20 protein-coding genes are annotated in these 25,194 nt (G+C 38.0%); 15 read left to right on the top strand and 5 right to left on the bottom strand.

The genetic code is table 11. The features are described 5' to 3' along the window. The first annotated feature begins 322 nt into the window (after nucleotides 1-322). From AB3I42_RS10130 to AB3I42_RS10075, 12 genes are all read left to right on the top strand, one after another. Entirely contained in the window at nucleotides 323-1,840 is a 1,518-nt protein-coding gene (locus AB3I42_RS10130) for a hypothetical protein (protein ID WP_228022588.1), read from the top strand. A gap of 328 nt (nucleotides 1,841-2,168) precedes the next feature. Further along, nucleotides 2,169-3,779 (top strand): CTP synthase, encoded by a 1,611-nt coding sequence (locus tag AB3I42_RS10125; protein WP_010718709.1) that lies wholly within the window; start codon nucleotides 2,169-2,171, stop codon nucleotides 3,777-3,779. A gap of 269 nt (nucleotides 3,780-4,048) precedes the next feature. Continuing rightward, nucleotides 4,049-4,918 (top strand): class II fructose-bisphosphate aldolase, encoded by an 870-nt coding sequence (locus AB3I42_RS10120; RefSeq protein ID WP_010738054.1) that lies wholly within the window; start codon nucleotides 4,049-4,051, stop codon nucleotides 4,916-4,918. A 221-nt stretch (nucleotides 4,919-5,139) separates the two neighbouring features. Beyond that, complete coding sequence (locus AB3I42_RS10115) at nucleotides 5,140-6,411, top strand: UDP-N-acetylglucosamine 1-carboxyvinyltransferase (protein WP_010738053.1); 1,272 nt, start codon at nucleotides 5,140-5,142, stop codon at nucleotides 6,409-6,411. Then, on the top strand, nucleotides 6,408-7,703 hold the full coding sequence (gene rho / locus AB3I42_RS10110; protein WP_010718706.1) for a transcription termination factor Rho: 1,296 nt from the start codon (nucleotides 6,408-6,410) through the stop codon (nucleotides 7,701-7,703). The genes AB3I42_RS10115 and rho overlap by 4 nt, the downstream gene beginning before the upstream one ends. A 97-nt stretch (nucleotides 7,704-7,800) precedes the next feature. Beyond that, nucleotides 7,801-8,064, top strand: a complete 264-nt coding sequence (locus AB3I42_RS10105) for a type B 50S ribosomal protein L31 (protein ID WP_010718705.1) — start codon at nucleotides 7,801-7,803, stop codon at nucleotides 8,062-8,064. A gap of 232 nt (nucleotides 8,065-8,296) precedes the next feature. Further along, entirely contained in the window at nucleotides 8,297-9,823 is a 1,527-nt protein-coding gene (locus AB3I42_RS10100; RefSeq protein WP_368022473.1) for a M60 family metallopeptidase, read from the top strand. A gap of 250 nt (nucleotides 9,824-10,073) precedes the next feature. Then, complete coding sequence (locus tag AB3I42_RS10095; RefSeq protein WP_010738050.1) at nucleotides 10,074-10,538, top strand: PTS sugar transporter subunit IIA; 465 nt, start codon at nucleotides 10,074-10,076, stop codon at nucleotides 10,536-10,538. Nucleotides 10,539-10,609: 71 nt separating this feature from the next. Beyond that, a complete protein-coding gene (locus AB3I42_RS10090) occupies nucleotides 10,610-12,037 on the top strand; it encodes a PTS fructose transporter subunit IIC (protein ID WP_010738049.1) in 1,428 nt (475 codons plus the stop codon). Next, on the top strand, nucleotides 12,037-12,900 hold the full coding sequence (locus tag AB3I42_RS10085; RefSeq protein WP_368022472.1) for a ketose-bisphosphate aldolase: 864 nt from the start codon (nucleotides 12,037-12,039) through the stop codon (nucleotides 12,898-12,900). Before AB3I42_RS10090 ends, AB3I42_RS10085 begins: the two co-directional genes overlap by 1 nt. A gap of 270 nt (nucleotides 12,901-13,170) precedes the next feature. After that, nucleotides 13,171-13,941, top strand: a complete 771-nt coding sequence (locus AB3I42_RS10080) for a DeoR/GlpR family DNA-binding transcription regulator (RefSeq protein WP_081123240.1) — start codon at nucleotides 13,171-13,173, stop codon at nucleotides 13,939-13,941. 206 nt (nucleotides 13,942-14,147) lie between these two features. Continuing rightward, entirely contained in the window at nucleotides 14,148-16,898 is a 2,751-nt protein-coding gene (locus AB3I42_RS10075) for a discoidin domain-containing protein (RefSeq protein WP_368022471.1), read from the top strand. A gap of 177 nt (nucleotides 16,899-17,075) precedes the next feature. Here AB3I42_RS10075 and AB3I42_RS10070 read toward each other — a convergent pair whose 3' ends face one another. Then, on the bottom strand, nucleotides 17,076-18,263 hold the full coding sequence (locus AB3I42_RS10070; protein WP_010738045.1) for an MFS transporter: 1,188 nt from the start codon (nucleotides 18,261-18,263) through the stop codon (nucleotides 17,076-17,078). Between the two features lie 18 nt (nucleotides 18,264-18,281). Next, nucleotides 18,282-18,560, bottom strand: a complete 279-nt coding sequence (locus AB3I42_RS10065; RefSeq protein WP_010718697.1) for a hypothetical protein — start codon at nucleotides 18,558-18,560, stop codon at nucleotides 18,282-18,284. 194 nt (nucleotides 18,561-18,754) lie between these two features. Between AB3I42_RS10065 and AB3I42_RS10060 the strand changes: the two genes are divergently transcribed. Next, nucleotides 18,755-19,411 (top strand): Crp/Fnr family transcriptional regulator, encoded by a 657-nt coding sequence (locus AB3I42_RS10060; RefSeq protein WP_010738044.1) that lies wholly within the window; start codon nucleotides 18,755-18,757, stop codon nucleotides 19,409-19,411. A 116-nt stretch (nucleotides 19,412-19,527) separates the two neighbouring features. Here AB3I42_RS10060 and AB3I42_RS10055 read toward each other — a convergent pair whose 3' ends face one another. The 3 genes from AB3I42_RS10055 to AB3I42_RS10045 are packed head-to-tail and all read right to left on the bottom strand — an operon-like array spanning nucleotide 19,528 to nucleotide 22,803. Next, nucleotides 19,528-20,325 carry a TPM domain-containing protein gene (locus AB3I42_RS10055; protein ID WP_368022470.1) on the bottom strand — a complete coding sequence of 266 codons (798 nt, stop codon included), beginning with the start codon at nucleotides 20,323-20,325 and terminating at the stop codon, nucleotides 19,528-19,530. Beyond that, a complete protein-coding gene (locus AB3I42_RS10050; RefSeq protein ID WP_010718694.1) occupies nucleotides 20,322-21,533 on the bottom strand; it encodes a hypothetical protein in 1,212 nt (403 codons plus the stop codon). Before AB3I42_RS10050 ends, AB3I42_RS10055 begins: the two co-directional genes overlap by 4 nt. Nucleotides 21,534-21,555: 22 nt before the next feature. Further along, nucleotides 21,556-22,803 carry an SPFH domain-containing protein gene (locus AB3I42_RS10045; RefSeq protein ID WP_010718693.1) on the bottom strand — a complete coding sequence of 416 codons (1,248 nt, stop codon included), beginning with the start codon at nucleotides 22,801-22,803 and terminating at the stop codon, nucleotides 21,556-21,558. 297 nt (nucleotides 22,804-23,100) lie between these two features. Between AB3I42_RS10045 and dnaX the strand changes: the two genes are divergently transcribed. Beyond that, the gene (dnaX, locus tag AB3I42_RS10040) at nucleotides 23,101-24,849 is read left to right on the top strand and encodes a DNA polymerase III subunit gamma/tau (RefSeq protein ID WP_010738042.1); all 1,749 of its coding nucleotides are present in this window, start codon (nucleotides 23,101-23,103) and stop codon (nucleotides 24,847-24,849) included. A 24-nt stretch (nucleotides 24,850-24,873) separates the two neighbouring features. After that, nucleotides 24,874-25,185, top strand: a complete 312-nt coding sequence (locus AB3I42_RS10035) for a YbaB/EbfC family nucleoid-associated protein (protein ID WP_010718691.1) — start codon at nucleotides 24,874-24,876, stop codon at nucleotides 25,183-25,185. Nucleotides 25,186-25,194 lie beyond the last annotated feature (9 nt).

Here is a 25,194-nt window from a genome sequence, read left to right as displayed (position 1 = left end):
TTCTGATTGAAATTTTTTTTAAAATTTTAATGGAAAGAAAATTATTTGCAAAATATGAATAACACACCTATTCTATAGTATAAAAAAATTTTTTTCATTTTTTTTGTGTAGAATTTTTCTAAGAATATTCTTGTTTTACAGTGATTATTGCACTCCTGGTTGATACGCACAAGTAAAAAATGAGTTCATTGAAGATTGTATATGATGATAAATAATTGAATTTTTTTAATTTGAGCATACCTATTTCTTCTGGGGGGAAAATTAGGTATGCTCAAATTAAAGTTATTGCCTTATTATTATATTATAAAGGAGGCATAAATTTATGAATAAAGTTGAATTAGATCAAATAATCAAAGATATGAATGAAGGATTAGAGGAAGATGAAGAAGAAATATTTTTATTAAACCTACGTACTTATTCTAAAGATGAAATCAATTACGTAGTAGATCGTCTTAATCTGGATGATCATACTCGTGAACAGGTTAGAACATCACAAATTAATTCAATGAAAAAACATCAAGTGCGAAAAAAAAATTTATTAAGAGACGAAAAACTTAGAGCTGTTCATAAAAATTTAAACAAACAAAGTGAGGAAGTCAATTCATTCTCTGATCGCTCAAAGATGATAGATACAGTTGTTGCATCTATCAATCAATTGATTCATGATCCGGAAATTAATGTTATTCAACCAATAGACGATATTGATATAAGTGAGGCATTAGACGTCTTCTTTGAAAAAACCTATTTTACACCAGATGAAATAAATTCTACTATTGATAAGCTAGAACTAGCAAATAAAGAAAATCTTCGTGAAACAATTAGAAAAAGGGAGATTGAAGAAGAACCTCGACGTAAAATCAAGTTTTTAAAAGAAGAACGAATACAAAAAATTAACGAAATGGTGCAACAGTCGATGACATCAAGGACGTTCACAGAGGTTGCAGATAGTCTTAAAAAAATGTATTCAGAGTTACCTTACAAAGTTAATGAGGCTGATTTAAGTGAGGATATAGAATTTGTAATAGAAAATTTTAAGATGAAACCTAATGATATTGGTTCTTTCGTGGACTTGTTTGACCTCAGTCCTGATACTCGTAATAAAATTAAAGAATCACAAAAGAAAAGAATTGAGGAGATGAAGGCAATAAGGGATACTGAACTTTCAATAAAAATAGAAAGGTTGAGAATGCGCCGTCCTTTTACCCTGATACAGGATATCACTTCAGTACTTCGTGAGCAAATGAATGACCCAGTTATTCCACTTGCACAACACGAGGTTGTATCTATATTAGAAGAGAATTTAGATATACCACATAGTACAACAATAGAAGGTACTTCAAGACGTGTTTTGCCTCTTAGGCAGAATGAATATAGGGAAATTATACATAATCTTGGTTTGAGCGTGGAAAACGTAAATGAACGTTGGCAGTTTAACCGCCATGCTGTAGAACTGCTGACTAACTATGCTGAATTCAATATGCTACAGTATCCACAAACAGATCTTGTGCATGGCAATCCACAGGAACTTTCAAACCTTGAATTATATAAAAGAGAATTTAGAGGGTTGGTTAAAGAAAGTGTAGGCAAGGTGGGAACTAAAGCTGAAGATAAATTAGGTTTTCAAGCTGAATTTTCTAATTTGACCTCCGAACAACAGGAACAGGTAATGAAAAAAGTGGAGGATTTGAAGAAAAGAAGACAAGAAAACTGGAAACAATTAGATGTAGAAAAATTGTTACCGTTAAAAAATAGGACAGAAAAATTCAATGCTGCAAGAACGAGAAGTACAAATACATCTGAAAAACAAGGACAAAAATCTTCTAGAGATCATCAAAGATAGTCTAGTGAATGAGTAAAGAAGTCGTATGGCTAATCGTTCTTACTAAAAGAATGAGTGTACTATTTTTCGTGCAGTTTTTTTATTAGAGAGTGAACTACCTGTTTTCATTTATCAATGACGTTGGATTATTCTTATGACTAACGACATCTGCAACGTTAAATTAGAGGCTTGACTTTCTTCAAATTTGCTTGTAGTATACTCATTGGGCACCCTTTTAAAGGGTCAGAAGTTCACAGAAATTTTGCTCCCTATTCTAACTAGAATAGGGAGCTTTGTTCATTTTCTGGGACTTTTCCTGCAGATAAAAGAAGAAGGAGTTTTTGAACTTATGACAAAATACATTTTTGTAACGGGCGGCGTAGTTTCATCGATTGGTAAAGGAATCGTTGCAGCTTCTTTAGGTCGTTTGTTGAAAAATCGTGGCTTAAAAGTAACCATCCAAAAATTTGATCCCTACATCAATGTAGACCCGGGAACAATGAGTCCGTACCAACACGGAGAAGTTTTTGTAACAGACGACGGAGCAGAAACTGATTTGGATCTAGGCCATTATGAACGTTTTATCGATATCAATTTGAACAAATACTCCAATGTTACTACAGGGAAAATTTATTCAGAAGTACTTCGTAAAGAACGAAAAGGGGAATACTTAGGAGCAACTGTTCAAGTCATCCCTCATATCACTAATGAAATCAAAGAGAAAATCATGCGTGCGGCAAAAATGACTGATTCAGACGTGATCATCACTGAAGTTGGCGGAACAGTCGGCGATATCGAATCTTTACCATTTCTAGAAGCACTACGCCAAATGAAGGCGGATGTTGGTGCTGATAACGTGATGTATATCCACACCACATTGATTCCTTACCTAAAAGCTGCTGGAGAAATGAAAACTAAACCAACTCAACATAGCGTGAAAGAATTACGTGGTTTAGGCATCCAACCTAATATCTTGGTGGTTCGAACAGAGCAACCTGTTTCACAAAATGTGAAAAATAAATTAGCACAATTTTGTGACGTAGAACCCGAAGCAGTGATTGAGTCACCAGATGTGGATACACTTTACTCTATTCCGTTACTTTTACAAAAACAAGGAATGGATCGCATCGTTTGTGAACATTTGAAACTAGAAACGCCAGAAGCTGATATGGAAGAATGGAAACAATTAGAAGAAAAAGTATTGAATCTGAAGAAAAAAGTCCGAATTGCTTTAGTAGGTAAATATGTAGAATTACCAGATGCTTATATCTCAGTTGTTGAAGCGTTGAAGCATTCAGGCTTTGCTTTTGATGCGGACATCGAACTTGACTGGATCAAGGCTCAAGATCTAACCAAAGAAAATGTTGCAGAATATTTGAAAGATGCAGATGGTATCTTAGTACCTGGTGGCTTTGGCGATCGTGGGGTCGAAGGAAAAATTGAAGCGATCCGTTACGCTCGTGAAAATGATGTGCCTTTCTTAGGGATTTGTTTAGGCATGCAAATGGCGTGTGTTGAGTTTGCTCGTAATGTGGTTGGTTTGGAAGATGCTGCTTCAGCAGAAACTACACCAGAAACAACGAACAATATCATTGATTTGATGGCAGACCAAGAAAATATCGAAAACTTAGGTGGAACGTTACGTCTAGGTCTTTACCCATGTAAAATTAAAAAAGGAACGAAAACAGCGGAAGCTTATGACGGAGCCGATGTAGTACAAGAACGTCACCGTCATCGTTATGAATTCAACAATAAATACCGTCAATTATTTGAAGAAAAAGGATTAGTATTCTCAGGTGTTTCTCCTGATAATCGTTTAGTGGAAATCGTGGAATTAACAGAGAAAAAATTCTTTGTTGGTTGTCAATTCCATCCAGAATTGATCTCAAGACCAAATCGCCCACAAAAATTGATCAAAGGATTTGTCGGAGCTGCTTTGTCTGAACGTGAAGGAAAATAAGCGGGACAAATACGCTTTTAATGTTTCAGATGAATTTAGAGAAAACAGTTATAAATAAATTGTTATTGTTTGAACAATAAAAAACGATAAACTAGCCATTTTTGACTAAATCAGCCAACTGAAAACCTTATTTTTTGCAAAAAAGTTCTTGAAAATTTTCATTTTCATTGATTTTAGTAGAAAACTCTGAAAATGTTTGGTAAAATAGGTTCGTTGGTTAAGGATAGTCTTAACAAATTTAGTTTTACAAAACTTAGGAGGAATTTATTATGCCAGTAGTATCAGGAGCTGAATTTTTAAAAGCTGCTCGTAAAGGCGGTTACGCTGTCGGCGGATTCAATACAAATAACTTAGAATGGACTCAAGCAATCCTTGAAGCAGCTGAAGCAAAACAAGCACCAGTACTTATCCAAACTTCAATGGGTGCGGCTAAATACATGGGCGGCTACAAAGTTGCTAAAGATATTATTTGTGACTTAGTTGAATCAATGAACATCACTGTTCCTGTTGCCATCCACTTAGACCATGGTGACTATGATGCAGCTATGGAATGTATCGAAGTAGGCTATACTTCAGTTATGTTTGACGGTTCTCACTTACCATTTGAAGAAAACTTGAAATTAGCGAAAGAAGTTGTAGAAAAAGCTCACGCTAAAGGAATTTCTGTTGAATGTGAAGTTGGTTCAATCGGCGGAGAAGAAGATGGAATCATCGGTAACGGTGAATTAGCAGATATCGAAGAATGTAAACAAATGGTTGCTACAGGAATCGACTACCTAGCATGTGGTATCGGTAACATCCATGGTCAATATCCAGAAAACTGGAATGGTTTAGCATTTGATCATTTACAAGCAATCGCTGATGCTGTAGGTTCAGATATGCCTTTAGTATTACATGGTGGATCAGGTATTCCTCAAGAACAAATCCAAAAAGCAATTTCAATGGGTGTTTCTAAAGTAAACGTAAATACTGAATTCCAATTATCATTTGCTAAAGCTACTCGTGAATATATCGAAGCTGGCAAAGATAAAGAAGGAAAAGGTTTTGACCCTCGTAAATTGTTAGCACCAGGTAAAGCTGCAATCATTAAAGATGCAGAAGAACACATTGATTGGTTCGGTTCAGCTAACAAAGCTTAATTAATCGATTAAGAATGCCGTGAAACAGGTTCAACCTGTTTTGCGGTTTTTTTTTCGTAAATTGATAATCGTTCACTTTAATAAACATTCGTCCATCTTTTTTCAGAATAGACCTTTGATTTTTGAGGAAATAAAAAAGAATGGGAACTCGTTTCTTTATTTCATCTATGATAAAATACAAGCATGTGTAATAAAATTGAACAATAACAAGGTGGAAATCAATGAAAAAAATCATAATTGAAGGAAATCGTCCGTTAACTGGTGAAGTAACGATCAGTGGGGCTAAAAATAGTGCAGTGGCTTTGATTCCTGCAGCGATTTTAGCAGATTCTCCGGTTATTTTAGAAGGCGTACCTGATATTCAGGATGTTCATTCACTAATCGAAATTTTAGAAATCATGGGAGCAAAAATCCATTTTTCACAAAATATTTTAGAAATTGATCCCCGCGGTATCGTCTCTGTGCCCATGCCAAGTGGTAAGATCAATAGTCTACGTGCTTCCTATTATTTTATGGGGGCACTGCTTGGAAAATTTGGTGAGGCAGTGGTTGGTTTGCCAGGTGGGTGCTATCTAGGACCACGACCAATTGATTTACATGTCAAGGGTTTCGAAGCATTAGGTGCTTCAGTCAATAATGAACATGGTGCGATGTATTTACGGACCGACCAACAGGGATTACAGGGAAATCGGATTTTCATGGATGTCGTTTCAGTCGGTGCAACGATCAATGTGATGCTGGCTGCTATTAAAGCGAAAGGTCAGACAGTAATCGAAAATGCCGCTCGTGAACCAGAGATCATCGATGTTGCTACTTTGTTGAATAATATGGGTGCTAAAGTGCGAGGAGCAGGGACAGATGTGATCCGAATCGAAGGTGTAGACAAACTCCATGGTTGTCGCCATTTCATGATCCCTGATCGAATCGAAGCAGGGACTTATCTAGCGCTTGCTGCAGCAGCAGGAAATGGTGTTAAGATCAAAAATGTGATTTACGAACATTTAGAAAGTTTTATTGCTAAACTTCAAGAAATGGGCGTAAACATGACGATTAGAGAAGATGAGATTGAAGTGTTTCCGTCTAAAGTGTTAAAAGCGGTGAATGTGATGACTTATCCATATCCTGGGTTTGCAACAGACTTACAACAACCATTGACTCCCCTCTTATTAATGACCAAAGGAACAGCTGAAATCACAGATACGATTTATGCTAAACGTGTGAATCATGTGCCTGAATTAGCACGTATGGGTGCTGATATATCAGTTGAAGGGAATTTGATCATTACAAATGGACCAAATAAACTTCATGGAACAGAGGTAGTCGCTTCTGACCTTCGAGCAGGTGCTTGCTTAGTTATTGCAGGTCTCATGGCTGAAGGAACAACTACTATTTATAACGTAGAATATATTTTACGTGGTTATGATCATATTATTGAAAAATTGACGGCATTAGGTGCTGAAATCCAAATGGTGGAGGAAGTGGAAGCTGAATGAGTGATTATTTAACGATGGCGGAACTGGAAAATAAGACATTAAAAGAGGTCTACAGTTACGCAAAAGAATTTAAGATTCCTTATTATAGCAAAATGAATAAAAAAGAATTATCTTTAGCTGTGATTCGGGCGCAAGCAGAAAAACAAGGGTTTTATTATATGGAAGGAATCTTAGATATCGTTGGACAAGATGGGTATGGTTTTTTACGACCAATCAATTATGGGCCAAGTGTAGAAGATATCTATATCTCTGCTTCACAAATAAGACGGTTTAGTTTGCGAAATGGAGATAAAGTAGCAGGAAAGGCTCGCCCACCTAAAGAGTCAGAACGTTATTATGGATTGATGCACGTGGAAAGTGTAAATGGAAAAGACCCAGAAGAAGCCAAAGAACGTCCGCATTTTCCAGCATTGACACCTCTGTATCCTCAAGAACAGCTTAGGTTAGAAACAACCTCTCAAAGACTAGCAACAAGAATGATCGATATCTTCTCACCAGTAGGTTTTGGTCAACGTGGCTTGATTGTAGCACCTCCTAAAGCCGGAAAAACTTCTGTGTTAAAGGAAATCGCCAATGGAATCACTGAAAATCATCCAGAAGTAGAACTGATCGTTCTTCTGATCGATGAACGCCCAGAAGAAGTCACAGATTTGGAACGCAGCGTCAAAGGAGATGTCGTTTCATCTACTTTCGATTTACAACCACAAAATCATACAAGGGTATCTGAGTTGGTCCTGGAAAGAGCGATGCGTTTAGTCGAAGATAAACGAGATGTCGTGATCTTGATGGATAGTATTACCCGATTAGCTAGAGCTTACAATTTAGTCGTACCGCCAAGTGGTCGTACATTGAGCGGAGGAATCGATCCAGCCGCACTATATAAACCAAAAAAATTCTTCGGAGCAGCTAGAAATATCGAAGAAGGTGGAAGCTTGACGATCTTAGCAACTGCCTTAGTCGATACGGGTAGCCGAATGGATGATGTGATCTATGAAGAGTTTAAAGGAACAGGGAATTTAGAACTTCAACTGTCTCGTGAACTATCTGAGCGTCGTATCTTCCCTGCCATTGATATCAAGAAATCTGGTACGAGAAAAGAAGAGCTTCTAATGCCAGAAGATCAATTAGAAGAAATTTGGAAGTTACGAAAGAATATGGTCGGCGATTCATTGGAATACACCGAACAATTGATCCGTTTTTTAAGAAAAACCAAAAACAATCAACAATTTTTCAAAGAATTCCAAGATGTCTCGTTCGGTAAAAAAAATCAGACAAGAAATCTAAAAAGATAATTGCAACGTTGTTAGAAACATGTTAAGATGTTACTGTTGTATATCGACAAATCAACTCTGGTTCAGCAAATGGGTCAGGGCAAAGGAGCGAAAACGCATGAAAGAAAACATCCATCCAGATTACCATCCAGTAGTGTTCTTGGATTCAACAACTGGCTTTAAATTCTTGTCAGGTTCAACAAAAACTTCACAAGAAACAGTTGAATGGGAAGACGGTAATACATACCCAGTCATCCGTGTCGAAGTTACTTCTGACTCACATCCATTCTATACTGGACGTCAAAAATTCACACAAGCAGACGGACGTGTGGACCGTTTCAACAAAAAATACGGTCTCAAAGACGCAAACGCTGCAGAATAATCAAAACATTGTTCATACGATGTTTAGCAGACTATCTGATAAAGGTAGTCTGTTTTTTTTGTGTTTTCTGTTTCTGATAATCAAAAAATGGTCACTAAAAATTTATCATACCATATTATTTAAAAGTCTGATTTTCATTATTTCCTTCTGTTGGAAAAAAACGACAACATTTATAAAATAATGCATGTTAATGTTATATTATAAATAAAAAATAACATTAAGAGGTGCTAATATGAGTAAGAAGAAAGCAATGATTTGGGGGTCTTTACTGTTCAGTATGGTTATTTTATCAAATGACCTAAATGTTGAGGCAACAGTAAATGAACCGACTATTGGGACGGAAGTCGTTCTTTCAGAGCGAAGTAATGAAAACGTTTCAACGGTTTTGAATGCTTATCAAAGTGAGGATGTTGAGAGTTATCGGGAAGAAATCGGGAATTGGTTTGGTCCTAGTAGCAATCAATCTACAGGGATCTATAAACGTAAAAATGATACGATCGAAATTTATGTAGATGAAACGGCGCAACAACTACCGACGTATACGATTACCAGGGCTAGTCTGAAAGATTATCTCGAAGGGGCAACGAAAGGGAAACGACTAAATAGAGGAAGAAACGTCATTTCCGGTACTCAAGAAGGCGTGATCCATATCCAAAATGAATCCACTCACATCACGCAACAAAAAACGAGAATTGAAATACGTGGTGGTATTACAATTCCACGTTTTATTCTAGGAAAAATGACCAATAAAGATTGGCAGAATGAAGTAAGAAATCATCCAAATGCACCTGCTTATGAATTGGTCAGTGATCGAGTTTTGGTTACAGGATCCGACAAAACAATTAATTATGTGAAGGACCCAACTAAAATTTCAACAACGAAAGAAAAAGTAATTGATCTTCACGATCAAACAGCCGGACTCGATAATAGCGCTACAATCCATCGTCTACCAACTGGCTTAGTTCAACATATGCGTGAAACGAGTGCCAGAGAAGATTATATGTACGCGTATGAACAACATACTGGTTTTAATTATGCAGATGGGATGAGAGTCTTGTTAGATCCAGACGGTTCCTCACAGTGGGGGATTTGGCATGAATTAGGTCATACCTATCAAATTGATGATATGGGTTGGGAGGATATGACCGAAGTGACCGTGAATATCTTTTCGATGCGGGTACAAAAAGCATTAGGGCAGCGTAGTCGTTTAGAAGAAGATCGCGTATATACGGATATTTTCAATTATTTGAATCGAAGTCAATCGAAAAATTTTGATAAACAAGATGAATTTGTTCGACTAGGAATGTTTTGGCAGCTGGAATTAGCATTTGGCAGCGACTTCTATCCTAAACTACATCAGTTATATCGTGAAGAAAGTCCACAGCTATGGACAGAACAAGACAAGCGACAACATTTTATCTTATCTGCTTCAAAGATCAGTAACAAAAATCTAACGCCATTTTTTGAAAAATGGGCTATCGAAGTTACTGCTGATACTAAAAAAGAATTAGCAAGACTACCAAAATTAACGAAGAAAATCTGGGAATATCGTGATGAAATGAAAGGTGATGTAGGAAATATTACCGATGATGATAATAACAATGGCAACACGGAAGATCCTTCAATTGAAACTTGGGATAAAGATAAAGTGTATGTTGCTGGGGATATTGTCATGTATAAAGGTGTAAAATATCGTGCAAAATGGTGGAATACCGATAAAGTTCCTGGAGAAACGATTGACTGGGAAAGAATTGATTGATCATCAATAAACACAACGTATTTTGATTGTAACGGTCAAAATACGTTGTGTTTTATTTATATAAGGAACGCCTGAAACACATGAATCTCTAATTTTGATGAACGCTATCGATCATTTTTTTGACTGATTTTTTAAAAATTTGATCCATTTTTCGTTATTCGTTCAAAGCATTGAATGGCTGAATTAGGGATGCTATACTTGCCACAGTTATTAGAAAGCGTTAACAAATAGTGAAAGGAGGCTATATGGAGTGGAGATTAGTCAACTGATTTCAGAAGAATTGATTCTTTTCGATGACTCAATTCGATCAAAAAAATCATTATTTGAATATATCGGTACTACACTTGAAACCACACATAGAGTAAAAAGTGCAAAAAAAATAATCAAAGCATTATTCAAAAGAGAAGAGGAAGTGCCTACAGGGATTGAAGCTGGATTTGGTATCCCACATGCTAAAAGCAAGGCTGTCATTACACCAACCATTTGTTTTGTTCGTAGCAGCCAGATTACAGAATATCTTGGCTTAGATGGGGAGCCAATTGCATATACTTTTGCAATCGTGGTTCCTGCAAACGCTGCTGACAGTCATCTTGAGATTCTCAGTGCGTTGTCAAGGCGATTAATTGATCCAAACTTTAGAAAACAAATCAAAGAAGCAAATTCAGCCTCAGAAATTATGACCGTTTTAAAAAATGAAGAAAAAGCAATCCGTTAAATGAATCATCGAATAATGTCACACGCATCAACTGAGACCGTTATTGAATAAGCAGATAGGGGAGAATAACGATGAAAATAATTGGTGTAACCGCATGTCCTACGGGAATTGCGCATACGTATATGTCCGCTGAGAAATTAGAAGGGACTGCTAAAAAACTAGGCCATGATGCAAAGTTTGAAACGCAAGGAATCAAAACGGAAAATAGGTTAACTACAAAAGAGATTGCTGAAGCAGATGCGATTATTCTAGCAGTTGATAAAGAAATTGATATGCAACGTTTTACGGGTAAAAGAATCAAAAAAGTTTCAACGAGTCGAGCAATTAAAGAACCAGAATTGGTAATTGATGAAGCATTAAAAGGGATCAATACGTTAGAAATTGCTCAATCAGTTGAACAAACAAAAGCCACGAAACAAAAAGCCACACTTTATAACCATTTTATGAGTGGTGTGAACTATATGTTACCGTTTGTGATTGCGGGCGGAATTATTATCGCATTAAGTTTTGCTTTTGGGATCACTGCAGCGGATCCTAAATCAGCTGACTATAATGTCCTAGCTGCCGCATTTTCTAGAATTGGTGGAGACACCGCTTTTGCCATGATGGTGCCAGCTTTAGGGGCAGGGATTGCGACCTCTATTGCGGGGAAAGCTGGCTTTGCACCTGGGATCGTGGCAGGGCTACTGGCATCTACTGGTGGTTCTGGATTTCTTGGAGGAATGATCGGGGGGCTGTTAGCAGGGTATGTGACAGATTTTCTGGCAAATAAAATTCCTGTAAAAAAAGGTATCTTAGCGATGTATCAATTGATCGTCGTTCCGTTAATATCTATCTTGATCATTGGTTTAGCAATGGTTTTTGTAATCGAACAACCCATTTCGTGGTTATTAGAAGTATTAACCAATTGGTTGAATAGTTTAGGTAATACTTCCGGATTAATGTTTGGCTTGATCATCGGCGTGATGATGGCAGCTGATATGGGAGGGCCGATCAATAAATCGATCTCAACTTTTTCCATTGGTTTGATGTCGGCCGGAGTCAATGCACCGATCGCAGCATGTATGGCAGCTGGAATGACCCCACCGCTGGGGATCGCCTTAGCCACACTGTTGTTCAAGAAAAAATTTACGAAAGAAGAACGGACTTCTGGTCAATCCTGTTGGGTGCTTGGTGCTTCTTATATTACAGAAGGAGCGATTCCCTTCGCAGTTTCAGATCCGATTCGAGTCATTCCGAGCTTGATTCTTGGCTCTGCTACTGCAGCGGGTATCTCAATGGCTGCCGGTGTCACATCCATTGCTCCTCATGGTGGGATTTGGGTCATGCTGATACCTAATGTGATCAATCACCTACCCATGTATTTGCTAGCGATTGGTGCTGGGACAGTAGTTACGGCTCTTTCACTTGGATTATTAAAGAAATCAAGCGAAGAACAAGTCGGAAATGAAGAAAAAATAGTGAAGCAAGAAAAAATAATAAATGAGGTGGAAGTGTAATGTTATATACAATGAAAGAGCTATTGAAAGTAGCTAAAGACAATCAATTTGCGGTTCCTGCTTTTAATATTTGTAGTTATGATATGTTAAAGGCAATCATGGAAGAAGTAGAACGGTTAAATGCACCAGTGATTTTAGAGATCCATCCCGATGAGATTGCTTACTTGAATGATGAATTTGTTGCTGCTGTTCGAGCTTATGCGCATAAAAGTAAAGTACCTGTAGTGATCCATCTTGACCATGGCGGTAAAGTAAGTGATGTGTTACGGGCTATCCGCAATGGCTATACCTCGGTTATGATTGATGCCTCCTTGCAATCCTTTGACGATAATATAAAGATAACTAAAGAAGTGGTGGCTCTAGCTCACGAGGTAGATGTGTCAGTCGAAGCAGAAATTGGTACGATTGGGAATAATGGGTCAGCAGAAGGTGGGTCAGCTAATATTAGTTACACAGATCCTGAACAAGCAAAACAGTTTGTTGCAGAAACGAATATTGATACATTAGCTATCGCTATTGGAACAGCACATGGCTTATATCCTAAAGATAAAACACCAAAATTGAATATCGAGTTATTGAAAGAATTGAATGAGACCATCGATTTGCCATTTGTTTTACATGGTGGTTCAGGAAATCCGGATAAAGAAGTAAGCGAAGCAGTTAAATATGGTGTAGCTAAGGTCAACCTTAGTTCGGATCTTAAAAGTGTCTTTTTCGATGCATTAAGAGAAATCTTAAATGAAAACCCGGAAATGTATGAACCGAATATGATCTACCCTTATGCGAATCAAAAAGTACAGGAAGTAGTGAAACATAAAATGACGATCTTAAACACGATCGATCAAGCCAAGTGTTATAAATAAGACGAATTTCTCACCGTTTATTCGTTTTAGAGATACTAGAAGAGACCGAGACAAGTTTTGACACAGTCTCCAATGAAATCGAAATCGAGTGGTCATGAAAAAATGCTCAGTATTTCTAGGAATAAGCCAATGAATCGCTAACTTTAGTTGTTTCGGCTGATGTCCTATAGCGAAGCATTTTCATTCTAACCACTCGATTCTGTTTTTGGATGTAGGTGGAGGCATCTTTGTTTATGGTAAAATAAAGCGAAAGAGAAAGGAGTGGGGAAGATGTTAAGTGACGTAGAAGAGCGACAACAAACGATTGTCAATCATTTGAAAATCAACCAATTTGCCAGGATTACTGAATTGATCGATTTAGTAAATTACAGTGAAGCGACAGTGAAACGAGATCTTGTTGTCTTAGAACAAAGTGGTCTGATCCGCAGAGTCCGTGGTGGGGCTATGTTAGTAGATAATCAGAAAATCGATGTACCATATATGATGAAAATCACCCATTTAGAGGAAGAAAGTGAAAAACGTTATATTGCGGATATTGCAGCTAATTTGATCAAAGATGATATGGTTTTATTTTTAGACTCTAGTACAACTAGTTTGCATTTAGTTCGAAATTTAGGTCGATTTGAGGGGCTGCAAATCATTACGAATGGGGTCATTACTGCTGCTATGTTAAGTGAATTTACTTCAGCAAAAGTATCGATCGTCGGTGGTAAAATCGTTCAAAAACGAGCAACGATCAACGGAGCAAAAGCGTATAATGATATTTTGACTTATGCTGCTGACCTTGCAATCATCAGCTGTCGAGGATTTGATTTTAATCAAGGCGTGACGGAAAAGCATGAAGGAGAAGCGTTAGTAAAAAGAGCGTTTCGTAAACAAGCCAATCATTTGATGGTGTTAGCTACACAAGATAAATTAGAACAACGCTTCATTCATCAAGCAATTGCTAGTCATGAAATCGATTATTTAGTGACCAGTCAGAAATTAACGAACGAACAATTGAAAAAAATCTATGAACACCACACAGAGTGTTTTTATTAATCAGAAAGACCAATAAAAGTGGATGTTCTCATAAAATTCATTCATTGATAACACCTATAATTTGTATCAAGAAAGCTATAGTTTGTTCATGTACACCCTTTTTAGTAAGCGCTATCATAAATTTTGGAAGATAATAATTGAGAAAGGAGTAACGAGTGAACAGTTGCAGCAAGCGATTAGATAAGAACAAATCATAGGAGGTAGCGATGAAGAAGTTAGAAGGTACTTTAGCTGGATTGTTGGTAACGGTGATGATGGGAATTGCTCTGAAAGAACCGGTCGTTTATGCACAAGTAGATGCCACAAATCCCGAGGTAAGGGTTTCGATGGATAATCAACCGGAGTCCTCTTACTGGTTCCCTGATGAATTGCTTAAATGGACGTTTGATCAGGATACAGATGCGAAATACAATGTTAGTGTTGAGCCTTTAGCCACACGAGTGGAGAAATCACACTTATTAAAATCGAATACTACCCAAAACGAAAAGATGAAGGTTGTCGCACTTTCGATCATGAATAATAGCACTAGTGGAAATGCACCAAGAGGGAGCAATCAGTTTGATGCAAATGTTTTTTCGGATTGGCAATATATTGATCAATTGGTTTATTGGGGAGGCTCAGCTGGCGAAGGTATCATTGTTCCGCCAAGCCCAGATGTTACCGATGCGGCGCATAAAAATGGTGTGCCTGTTTTAGGCACGATCTTTTTTCCACAAGGGGCCCATGGCGGAAAAATCGAATGGTTGAATACCTTTTTAGAAAAAGATGCTCAAGGTCATTTTCCAATCGTGGACAAGATGATCGAAGTCGCACAAAGATATGGGTTTGATGGATGGTTCATCAATCAAGAGACAGAAACCAATCTAACGAAAAAACACGCTGATTTAATGAAAGAACTGATTGTGGAATTTAAACAAAAATCAGCTGGAGCGTTAGAGGTTATGTGGTACGATTCCATGACGAATGACGGGAAAATGGATTGGCAGAATGCGTTAACTGATCAAAACCAAGATTATTTAGTGGATGCTAATTTGAATCCAGTAGCAGATAGCATGTTTTTGAATTTTTGGTGGAATACCTCTAGCTTAGCAGGCCAAGATCTATTGCGTAAATCAAAAGAAAAAGCAGAAAGTTTAGCCATTGATCCCTATGATTTATTTGCGGGAATCGATGTCCAAGAAAAAGGGTACGATACACCGGTCAGCTGGGATTTGTTTACGGATAAGAAGGGAATACCCTATACTTCACTAGGGCTTTACGTCCCAAGTTGGACCTATTCTTCTTCCAATGACCCAATGGACTACCAACAAAAAGAAGAAAAATTCTGGATCAATGAACAAGGGGATCCTACTAAAAGTACACTACCAACCGGCACAAGTTGGCCTGGAATCTCTACTTTTTCGGTTGAACAAACCGCTATTACGCAATGGCCTTTTATCACCAATTTCAATGTTGGAAATGGTTACAGCTATTTTAGCAATGGGCAACAAGTTTCAACAAATGAATGGAATAATCGAAGTCTCCAAGATATCATGCCGACTTACCGCTATATTATCGAAGAAGGAGCTGGCAATAAATTAGCTGGTAGCGTGGACTATACTACTGCTTTTAATGGTGGGAGTTCTTTGGCTTTTAAAGGTAAGATGGCAGAAAAAGTAACAAGTAAGATCAAACTGTATCAAACAAAAGTCAAAGTCGAAAAAAACATGTCATTTACGACGACAGCCAAAGCATCTGATCGAACCACGTTGAAACTAGTGTTAGGTTTTGCTGATGGTACATTTGAAACGTTTAATGGCAATAAAAAAATAGGGAATGACTGGACAACGGTTTCTTATCCTTTGAATAAAGCAACTGGAAAAGAAGTAACGTCGATTGCCTATGAGGTAGCCTCAGCAAAAGCAAATGAGAATTATGAGTTATTCTTAGGTCAAATTTCTGCGACACCTAAAAAGGTGCTGAGTCCAACAGCGGTCAATGATGTTACGTTCGATGATTTGTCATTTGACGAAGAAGCAATGTTTGCCGGGATCAGATTATCTTGGACTAGTCCACAAGCAGATCGCATCAAACACTATGAAATTTACCGCGTTCTAGACGATGGAACACGTGTCTTTATCGGAGCCACACCTGCTGAGAATTATTTTATCAATGGCTTAGAACGTCAAAATGCAACAGCTACAGCTATCGAAGTTGTGCCAGTTGATATCTATGGCAACAAGGGTGAACCTTCCAGACCAAACAGTTTTGACTGGCCACCTGTTCAGTTACCACGTGCTTCCTTTACTGTCTCAAAAACTTTGGTAGCGCCAGGAGAACCGATCACTTTTACGAACACCTCTTCACGAAATACCCAAAGTTTAAAGTGGACATTCAAAGGTGCTGATGTAGAGTCAAGTACGGAAGAACAGCCTCGTGTCACTTATTCAAAAGAAGGAAGCTACGATGTAGAATTGACAGCGATCAATGAAGCAGGAGAAACGACAACTGAAATGAAAGGGATCGTTACGGTTACCAAGAATGCCCAAGCTGGTCTGAGTTTATTATCTAAAGGTGCCAAAGCAGAAGCCTCTTCATATGTGAATGAATCAGAGGCACCAAAGTTTGCTGTCGATGGTGATCTTGGAACAAAATGGTGTGCTGTAGGGAGTGCGCCACATACCATCACGGTTGATTTAGGAACAGCTAAATTGATCAGTGAAGTGCGCATGGCCCACGCTTCTGCAGGAGGAGAAAGTGTAGGCATGAATACCAAAGCTTATACTATAGAAGTGAGTGCAGACGGAGAAAATTTCCAAGAAGTTTCGCGAACAACTAATAATACGCAAGGTTCAACGCTAAATACCTTTGCAGCAACGACTGCCCGATTTGTGAGAGTCATCATCGATCAACCAACTCAAGGCGCAGATACAGCTGTCCGTCTTTATGAACTAGAAGTTTATGGGTTAGCAGAATAAAAGTTGAGTGATTGTTTCTGAACAAAAAGGAGTTTTGACAGAAGTATCTAATCATGAAAATAAGCCGAAGAATCCAAAAATAGTTTCTTCTATCTTTGGATTCTTCGGCCAATGTTTTGCTAGAGGTGAATACTTCAACACCTTTTATTCGTTTCTTGAATCAGTTTCAGTTCATCACTAATTCCATTCAAGTTTTGCTGAGTGGCTCTTTTTTTTATTATAAACGATATAGAGAACTGTACAGATCAAAGGAATGATACCAGAAACAATGTATAATCCTCTAAATGACGTATAAGATTTCAATATTCCCATCAAGTAGGGGCCAACACCTAGACCTAGATCTAATCCGATGAAGTAAGTTGAAAGAGCGATACTGATACGGTGTTCTTTGACGATTTTCAAACAAACTGCTTGTCCGTTTGACATGAAAGTCCCGTAACCTAAACCAACGAGTGCGCCTGAAATAAGTAAGGTGATGCTGTTCGTTGTCGCACTTAGTAGAAACAAGCCAGCAGTCAAGAACAAATAGCTAGGATACATGACATACTGTTCGCCTTTAGCATCAAAAATACGTCCCGTCAATGGGCGAGTGAAGGTGATAACTAACGCATAGACCACAAAGAAAAAGGAGCCTGCAGCGACTAAATGAATGACTTTCGTATAAGAAGACAAGAAGGACAAAACACTTGAATAAGAAAGACCCATTAAAAAGGCGATTCCTGTAATGAACAATGCTTTTTTCTCAATGAATCCATGGATACTCCAAGATTGTAGTGATTTTCTTTGAGTATCAGATAAATCAATGTTTTTGACTGGGAACATCAGACAAGCAATCGTTACAAGAAAAACTAAAACGATAGAAAACCAAATAATAAAATGAAAATCAGTCAGATTAAGCAAGATCATTCCTAAAAAGGGTCCGATAGCAGCAGCTAAACTAGTACTTAAACCATAATAATTGATTCCTTCTCCTTTTTTTGATTCAGGAATATAGGCAGTGACGATCGCATTGGTTGCTGTCGAAACGGTCCCGTAGCCAAACCCATTTAAAAAACGTACCAGATATAATACGCCGATCGTTGGGGTGAAAAGATAGGCTAAAGTAGAGAGTAAATAAAAAATCGCTCCACCACGCAAAGTAAACTTGCGCCCAAATAATTCAAGTTGTTTACCCATAAATAAACGAGCCAAAAGTGTACCTATGATGTAGATACCAGAAGCAAAACCTGCTTGGCTCATACTAGCATGTAAATCATCTTGAGCAATAACGGCAATAATGACCATCAGTAAATAATAAATTAAATAGACAATGAAATTAATAAGAGTGATTCCGATAAAATGTTTATTGAATAATTTTTTTTCCATTTGCTTTGTGTTTACCCCTTAATCTGAATAAGCTTTTAATTTTTGGATTTGTACTTCAACATCGTGGTAATTTGATGGATAGCGATCGACCAATTGACGAATGAACAAGTCTCGAGTCGTCATAAATAATTCTAAAAATTCTTCTAATTCATTCGATGGTTTTTCATCGACTGCTTTGATCAATTCAATCGAATTTTGGTAAGCATCATTTAAGAAAACCAAAGAAGCTTTCATGTCAAATCTTGTTTGATAAGCTGTTTCAAGTCGATTAATAATTGTTTTCATCCAGTAGTTCATATTTTTTTCCTCAATTCTTTCATTTTTTTTTACATTCGCAGTATAACGAAACGAAAAGAAGAAAAAAATCACAGACATAATTTAAAATGGTACTTAACAAATGTTAATATCATTAGTAAAATACCTTTGGGCTTTAAAATACTTAGAAATCTTGTATTATTTTTTTAGATAAATGTTTGGATGGGGGAGCATGATTGGACAGCAGAGTGCTAAAGGAATATTTAGAGAAAAATCAATTTCCAATTGTACGAAAAAGATATCATAAGTATCTAACTTTTGAAGGAGTGGAGGATTGTTACACGTATATTTTAAAAGAAGGCACGGTCAAAGCAAGTGTCATCTCAAATGATGGTCGTGAGTTCAACTTGAGGTATATTAAAGATCTAGAGATTGTTTCACTTTTAAAAGATGAATATTCGCAGTTTATTGATTCGCCGTACAATATTCGGATTGAATCTGAATATGCAGAATTTTATCGAATCAATCGAGTGAAATTTTGGGAACATATCAATGAAGATCCAAAGATGCAACATTATGTAAAAGAGTATTATCGTTATCGTTTACTGTATTCCATGAAAAAAATGCAACAAATGCTTTTAAATGGGAAATTAGGTGCTGTATGTACGCAACTTTACGAGTTATATGATTTATTTGGGGTTCGGACCGAAGAAGGCATGATGATCGATTTTGTGATCACTAATGAAGAAATCGCCAAGTTTTGCGGAATCTCTACCGCTAGTAGTGTGAGTAGGATCTTAAAACAACTGAAGGAAAATGGGATAATCACCGTTAAAGATCATCGGATCATTATCACCAATATGGATTTATTAGAAGACAATATTATCTTTTAAACAGGATCAGTGGAAAACATAAGATGCTTCCTTCATGTAGTTGTATCAGCTTTAGCTGACGACAATGCATGAAGGAAGCATCTTAATTTACGGATGAACGTTTCTATTTTAGTGCTTTAAAAGCTTCGGCCTCCGCCACCGAAAGTCCCGCCACCGCTGGAATGTGTCGTACTTCCGCCACCACCGCTACCAGGAGGTGGACTTTTTGGAATCCTGCGTGTAGTGACAAAGGAGTTGGTTAAGCGATCTGTTTTATCCGTTAATTTTACGTTTGATTTTTCTCTAAATGGGTATTTATAAGTTCCTGATTTCAACTGATACCTCGAAACTGTTACAAAGTAGAATACGAGGCTCAATGCCAGGGCTAAGATGATAGAAATCACTATTTCAGTCGTCGTCAACACTTTATACCGCGTGATCTTACCAGTCTCTTCATCAATTTGATAATGTCCTCCAGGAACTCCAGCTTCTACATATTCTGAAGTTTTAGTCAAATAGGCTTGAGCTGCTGCAAAATAAGCCGAATTCGTCATTTGGTCGTAGACATCATCTAACGTGTCATTGATCCGAGCATCATCAAGATAATCGATCATATTACCAGAAGTTGAAATGTAAATCTCACGTTGTCCCATATCTAACAACAGAACAGCCCCATTATGATCATTACCGATCGCATTTCTTAAGTAATCATCTGCAAACGTTCGAGGTTCTTCTGAGTTGGAAGTCGTCGTTACGATAAAGATTTGTCCTTTGATCTTCTCATTGATAGGCTGGATTTGTTGCTCTAAAGATTGGATCTGCTCTTGCGTGAACAAACCAGCTTCATCGTTCACTGCGGGCGTAGCAGCGTCAACGGAAGAACTCCAAAAGAAACCGAATAGGACTAGAAAGAAAAGCAAAATTCTTTTTTTCATATCAAGTATCCTCCAATCATAAAGAGGATCGCCAATACAGCAAAGATTCCAAAAGCCGTCAAGCCCAGTTTTTTATGACTGATGGGTAAAACACCGCTGACTTTACCTGTTTGACCATTCATGGCGTAATAATAGACTTTCTTATTGGCATCACTACTGCGATAAGTGACTAACCATACCGGTAAAAGAACATATTCATTATTCTCACTAGTGATATCTGTCGAAGTCCGAACATTGGTCAATGTGGTATAACCATTTGCGGTGTCACGTAACAATTTCTCGGAGTAATCTTGCAGTTCATCTTGCACTTGTGATTTGATTGCTTCATATTCGATATCTCGTTTTTCTGCTTGAAACCCTGCCAGATACTGACTTTTGAAGTCAATTGCCTTGTTCAAAGGAAACGGTTGGACTGCTTCCACCATTTTTTGTTGGGTATTCTTGGACAATGCATTTTTTACTAGTTCTTTAAAGGAAAGTGAGCCTTCTCGATGAACAGCAAACTGTTTGGTTTCTGTATACTCGATGTCACCCACTCGCCAAATACGAATCACTGTTCCGGTCGCTTGCATAGAGCCGTCAACGGTTGCATCCGTTGTCCAATAAGGAAAATAAACGCCAGTTAGTTTGTCGATTTGGTCTTTGTTGAAAAATTCTTTGGGTACAAACCATTTTTTCTTTGTCCAAGCTAAGAATTTTTCGACCGCCTCTTCTTTTTCGACTGCAAACGGTAAGACTTTATTTGGCAGTAATTTTCCACTTAACCGTCCGGATAAAACAACTGGATTGTGACAATAGTAGCAGTAAGTAGCAGCCGTTGTTGCATCGGTCACGATCTCTGCTCCACAGCTTGGGCAAAGAAATAGTTCCATCGTTGCTTCTGTTTCTTCTTCCACTGATTCAGCTGGTGTTGCTTGATCGCTAGGATCAGAAAAACCACCAGCTTCTTCAAACGCTTTTCGTTCTGCTTCATCCATCTGCTCCAACTGTTCATCTGCAGTAAAAGTAAAATCTTTTTCAGAATCTTGTTGGGAAGGCGGTTGATCTTCTGAGTGAATCCCTCGGGCTGCTTTTTGTTCTTGTTCGTACTGACTGACTTCTTCCTCAGTGTAAACATTTAAACAATAGTCACAGTGGAATTTTTGATCTTTTGGATCAAACGTGAGAGGACCCCCACAGTTTGGGCATTTATGTGTAAGAACGTCCATTCTATCCACACCTTTCTAAAACTTAGTCGAGTGGGATTCCTTTGAATGGTTTTCCACAATTTGGACAAAACTTAGGGATACCATTTGAAAGATCGACCACTTCGTTACATTCACTACATTTCATTTGTAACTTTGGTTGGACATTTGCAACTGGCTTGGCTGCCCCACAGTTAGAACAGAATTTTCCCGTATTTTCAGTTCCGCAGACTGGACATGTCCAAGTATCATTGCTCCCTTGAGCGGTTTGTTGGTTTTGTTTTTCAGCTTGTTGTTTGATTTGTTCCTGGTTATTTTGTGCTGCTTGTGAAAGGTAAGAACCATTAGCATTCATTCCCATTCCCATGCCCATAAAGCCAGTCATCGCCCCGGCATCATTTTTACCAGCTGCTTCCATCCCACGAGCAATCGAACCTTGAACATAGCCTTCACGGACACTTGGATCTCCCAACATCGCACCTTCATTACGCATATTGATCAATTTCACTGAATCATCTGTGTAAGAAATACTTGCTACTGCGACAGAAACGATTTCCATACCACGTAATTCATTCCAAGATTCATCTAAAACATTGCCCATGTATTTACTTAATTCTAAGCTTTTTGATGGAACATAAGAAATGCGCTGACCATCAGCAGACATTTGGTTGATTGCAGCTTGAAGAGCTGTTAAAAATTCTGCCAGATACTGCTCATTAATATCTGAGATTTCTACTTGCGTTTTGTTTTTAGGAATAGCGTTGGTATAAAACAAAATTGGATCAGTAATATGGATCGAATAAGTACCATGAGCTCGTAAGAACAATTCAGCATTGTAAAAATTGTCAAAATAGTTCAGCGGCGCACTGGTACCAAACTTGATTCCTTTGATTTCTTGAAGATTGATATAAAAGACTTGTTGCTTTTGAGGTGTCACGCCACCGAATTTAAAACGTTCAAAAGTTTCTGCGATCGCACCTTTCAATGAACCATTGAACATGGAAGGAGCAGAGTCATTTTTGATCGTGTAGTAGCCTTCTTCAGCAGTATAATCAATGATTTTACCACCATCTACAAGGAGCATCATCATATTCGGATAGACATGGACAACGGTTCCGTCAGTTAGAACATCCTCTGTTCCTTTACGATTGGAGCCACGTTTATCATCTTTACGTACTTTCACACCTTTTGTCATAACTGTTGTATCGCTCATATCCGCTGGTTCGATTACTTCGATCCATTGATCTGCTAATCCACCGCCGATCATGCTTGTTGCTGCTTTGATAAGACCCATAAAAAATTCCTCCCTTTATGAATGTTGATTGTTAAATGAATGACTCTATTATACCATAGGAGCAATAAAAAACTCTCAGACGGAAGATGGATATTAGCTGTTTAGCTGATTTTCTTTCAGTTGAAAAAAACAAGGAAGATCGAGAAAGCTGTTTGTGAGTATTTATTTGAAAGAATCGGGGAATACACAAGTAACTACAAACGACAAATCATGATTCTTCTCATAACTATAGTAGTTTTTTTTAGCAAAATCACGTATAATAAAAGATAGTGAATTTTTCAAAAAAGGGGGATCTTCATGGCATATCAAGCACTCTATCGTGTCTGGCGTTCACAGCGTTTCGAAGACATCGTCGGGCAAAAAGCGGTGACACAGACGTTGAAAAATGCTATCGTTTCCCATAAAACTTCTCATGCTTATCTATTTACAGGACCACGAGGAACTGGTAAAACGAGTGCAGCTAAAATTTTTGCAAAAGCTATCAACTGTCCGAATAGTCAAGATGGAGAACCTTGTAATCATTGTGAAATGTGTCAGTCGATTACAGCGGGAACACAAGAAGACGTGATTGAAATCGACGCAGCAAGTAATAACGGAGTCGAAGAAATACGTTTTATTCGAGATCGAGCGAACTACGCACCGACAAAAGCAACTTATAAAATCTATATCATAGATGAAGTGCATATGCTTTCTACCGGAGCGTTCAATGCATTGTTGAAAACTTTAGAAGAACCTAAAGAAAATGTTATTTTTATTTTAGCAACAACCGAGCCACATAAGATACCAGCAACGATCATTTCCAGAACACAACGCTTTGATTTCAAACGAATCAATGCAGCAGATATCGTTGAGCATTTGGCATACATTTTAAAGCAATCAGACGTACAATATGAAGAACCAGCACTAGGGGTTATTGCTCGAGCAGCAGAAGGCGGGATGCGTGATGCGCTAAGTATCATGGACCAAGCGATTTCTTTTAGTAATGGGATCGTAACTGTGGATGATGCGATGCAAGTTACCGGTAGTCTAACCAACGAGATGATGGATGAATTTTTAGGCGCTTGTGTGAATAATGAAGTGCCCAAAGCGTTAGAATCATTAACAGATATCTTAGCTGCTGGTAAGGAAGCACGGCGCTTTTTAGAAGATCTTTTACAGTATTGTCGTGACTTACTGATGTACCAACAAGCACCAAACCTCGTAGCAGAACGAACAACTTCACTTCGAGAACCATTTGTCGAACTAGCAAAAGAAGTACCTGCACCTCGACTTTTTCAGATGATCCATATTTTGAGTGAAACACAAAATGAGATTCGTTTTACTAATAGTGCTACGATCTATCTGGAAGTAGCAACCGTCAAGCTAGCTCAAGCTTCTGGTTCAGCTGCTCCTTCAAGTAGTAACCAAGCAAGTGAAGTAGACAGTCAGTTAATTAATCAGCTACAAGCAGAGATCAAAGAGCTGAAAAAAGCGATCAATGAGATCAAAACGAATGGGGGAACCCCTTCAACTACTGCCAAGCAAACACAAGCTCCTGTTCAAAAGAAACAAGCAAGTACGTATCGGATACCAACTGAACGAGTGTATCAGGTTCTAAGAGAAGCGACCAGAAAGCATTTGAATGAAGTCAAAGAAGTCTGGGACGATTTGTTGATGAGTTTGTCTGTGACACAACGAGCGATGCTTAAAGCAAGTGAACCAGTTGCGGCTAGTCCTAATGGGTTAGTCATTGCGTTTGATTACGAGATCGTTTGTCAACGAGCTGCTAACGACGAAGAATTACAGTTGGCGATCCATAATAATTTAAGTCGAATGATCAAAGACTATGCACCAGATTCAGTCTATATCACGAGAGAAAGCTGGCCAACGATCCGCAAAGACTATTTAGTCCAAGCAAAAGACGGGAGTAATGATGATTCTTTTGCTCCGGAAGATTCAGATGAAGAGATCGAACTGATCCCTCAACAAGCACCAAGTGAAGAAACGATCGTCACGAAAGCCGAAGAAATCTTTGGCACAGATGTTGTGACAATCATTGATGATTAAATAAAAAAAGGAGAATGATCAATTATGATGCGCGGAATGGGAAACATGCAAGGGATGATGAAACAAGTCCAAAAAATGCAAAAAGAGATGGTTCAAGCACAAGAACAATTGAACGAAACAGAATTTACTGGTGTAGCAACCAATGAGTTAGTGAAAGTTATTTTTACAGGTGATCGTCGGATGAAAGACATCCAAATCAGTGAAGGTGTCGTGGATCCTGAAGATACAGAAATGTTGCAAGACCTGTTGATGATGGCTGTCAATGATGCTTTGACAAAAATCGATGCAGAATCTGAAAAAACAATGGGAAAATATACTAAGGGGTTACCCTTCTAATTTTTCCTA

Source organism: Enterococcus sp. C53, assembly GCF_040887425.1.
Classification (GTDB): Bacteria; Bacillota; Bacilli; order Lactobacillales; family Enterococcaceae; genus Enterococcus_B; species Enterococcus_B hirae.
The sequence above is the reverse complement of the archived record's forward strand: the minus strand, read 5'-3'. Positions and strand labels throughout refer to the sequence as shown.

What these genes read in the sequence shown, in the direction of transcription:
- AB3I42_RS10130 (WP_228022588.1), top strand. Translation starts at nt 323, where the DNA reads ATGAATAAAGTTGAATTAGATCAAATAATCAAAGATATGAATGAAGGA.
- AB3I42_RS10125 (WP_010718709.1), top strand. Translation starts at nt 2,169, where the DNA reads ATGACAAAATACATTTTTGTAACGGGCGGCGTAGTTTCATCGATTGGT.
- AB3I42_RS10120 (WP_010738054.1), top strand. Translation starts at nt 4,049, where the DNA reads ATGCCAGTAGTATCAGGAGCTGAATTTTTAAAAGCTGCTCGTAAAGGC.
- AB3I42_RS10115 (WP_010738053.1), top strand. Translation starts at nt 5,140, where the DNA reads ATGAAAAAAATCATAATTGAAGGAAATCGTCCGTTAACTGGTGAAGTA.
- rho (WP_010718706.1), top strand. Translation starts at nt 6,408, where the DNA reads ATGAGTGATTATTTAACGATGGCGGAACTGGAAAATAAGACATTAAAA.
- AB3I42_RS10105 (WP_010718705.1), top strand. Translation starts at nt 7,801, where the DNA reads ATGAAAGAAAACATCCATCCAGATTACCATCCAGTAGTGTTCTTGGAT.
- AB3I42_RS10100 (WP_368022473.1), top strand. Translation starts at nt 8,297, where the DNA reads ATGAGTAAGAAGAAAGCAATGATTTGGGGGTCTTTACTGTTCAGTATG.
- AB3I42_RS10090 (WP_010738049.1), top strand. Translation starts at nt 10,610, where the DNA reads ATGAAAATAATTGGTGTAACCGCATGTCCTACGGGAATTGCGCATACG.
- AB3I42_RS10085 (WP_368022472.1), top strand. Translation starts at nt 12,037, where the DNA reads ATGTTATATACAATGAAAGAGCTATTGAAAGTAGCTAAAGACAATCAA.
- AB3I42_RS10080 (WP_081123240.1), top strand. Translation starts at nt 13,171, where the DNA reads ATGTTAAGTGACGTAGAAGAGCGACAACAAACGATTGTCAATCATTTG.
- AB3I42_RS10075 (WP_368022471.1), top strand. Translation starts at nt 14,148, where the DNA reads ATGAAGAAGTTAGAAGGTACTTTAGCTGGATTGTTGGTAACGGTGATG.
- AB3I42_RS10070 (WP_010738045.1), bottom strand. Translation starts at nt 18,263, where the DNA reads ATGGAAAAAAAATTATTCAATAAACATTTTATCGGAATCACTCTTATT.
- AB3I42_RS10065 (WP_010718697.1), bottom strand. Translation starts at nt 18,560, where the DNA reads ATGAACTACTGGATGAAAACAATTATTAATCGACTTGAAACAGCTTAT.
- AB3I42_RS10055 (WP_368022470.1), bottom strand. Translation starts at nt 20,325, where the DNA reads ATGAAAAAAAGAATTTTGCTTTTCTTTCTAGTCCTATTCGGTTTCTTT.
- AB3I42_RS10050 (WP_010718694.1), bottom strand. Translation starts at nt 21,533, where the DNA reads ATGGACGTTCTTACACATAAATGCCCAAACTGTGGGGGTCCTCTCACG.
- AB3I42_RS10045 (WP_010718693.1), bottom strand. Translation starts at nt 22,803, where the DNA reads ATGGGTCTTATCAAAGCAGCAACAAGCATGATCGGCGGTGGATTAGCA.
- dnaX (WP_010738042.1), top strand. Translation starts at nt 23,101, where the DNA reads ATGGCATATCAAGCACTCTATCGTGTCTGGCGTTCACAGCGTTTCGAA.
- AB3I42_RS10035 (WP_010718691.1), top strand. Translation starts at nt 24,874, where the DNA reads ATGATGCGCGGAATGGGAAACATGCAAGGGATGATGAAACAAGTCCAA.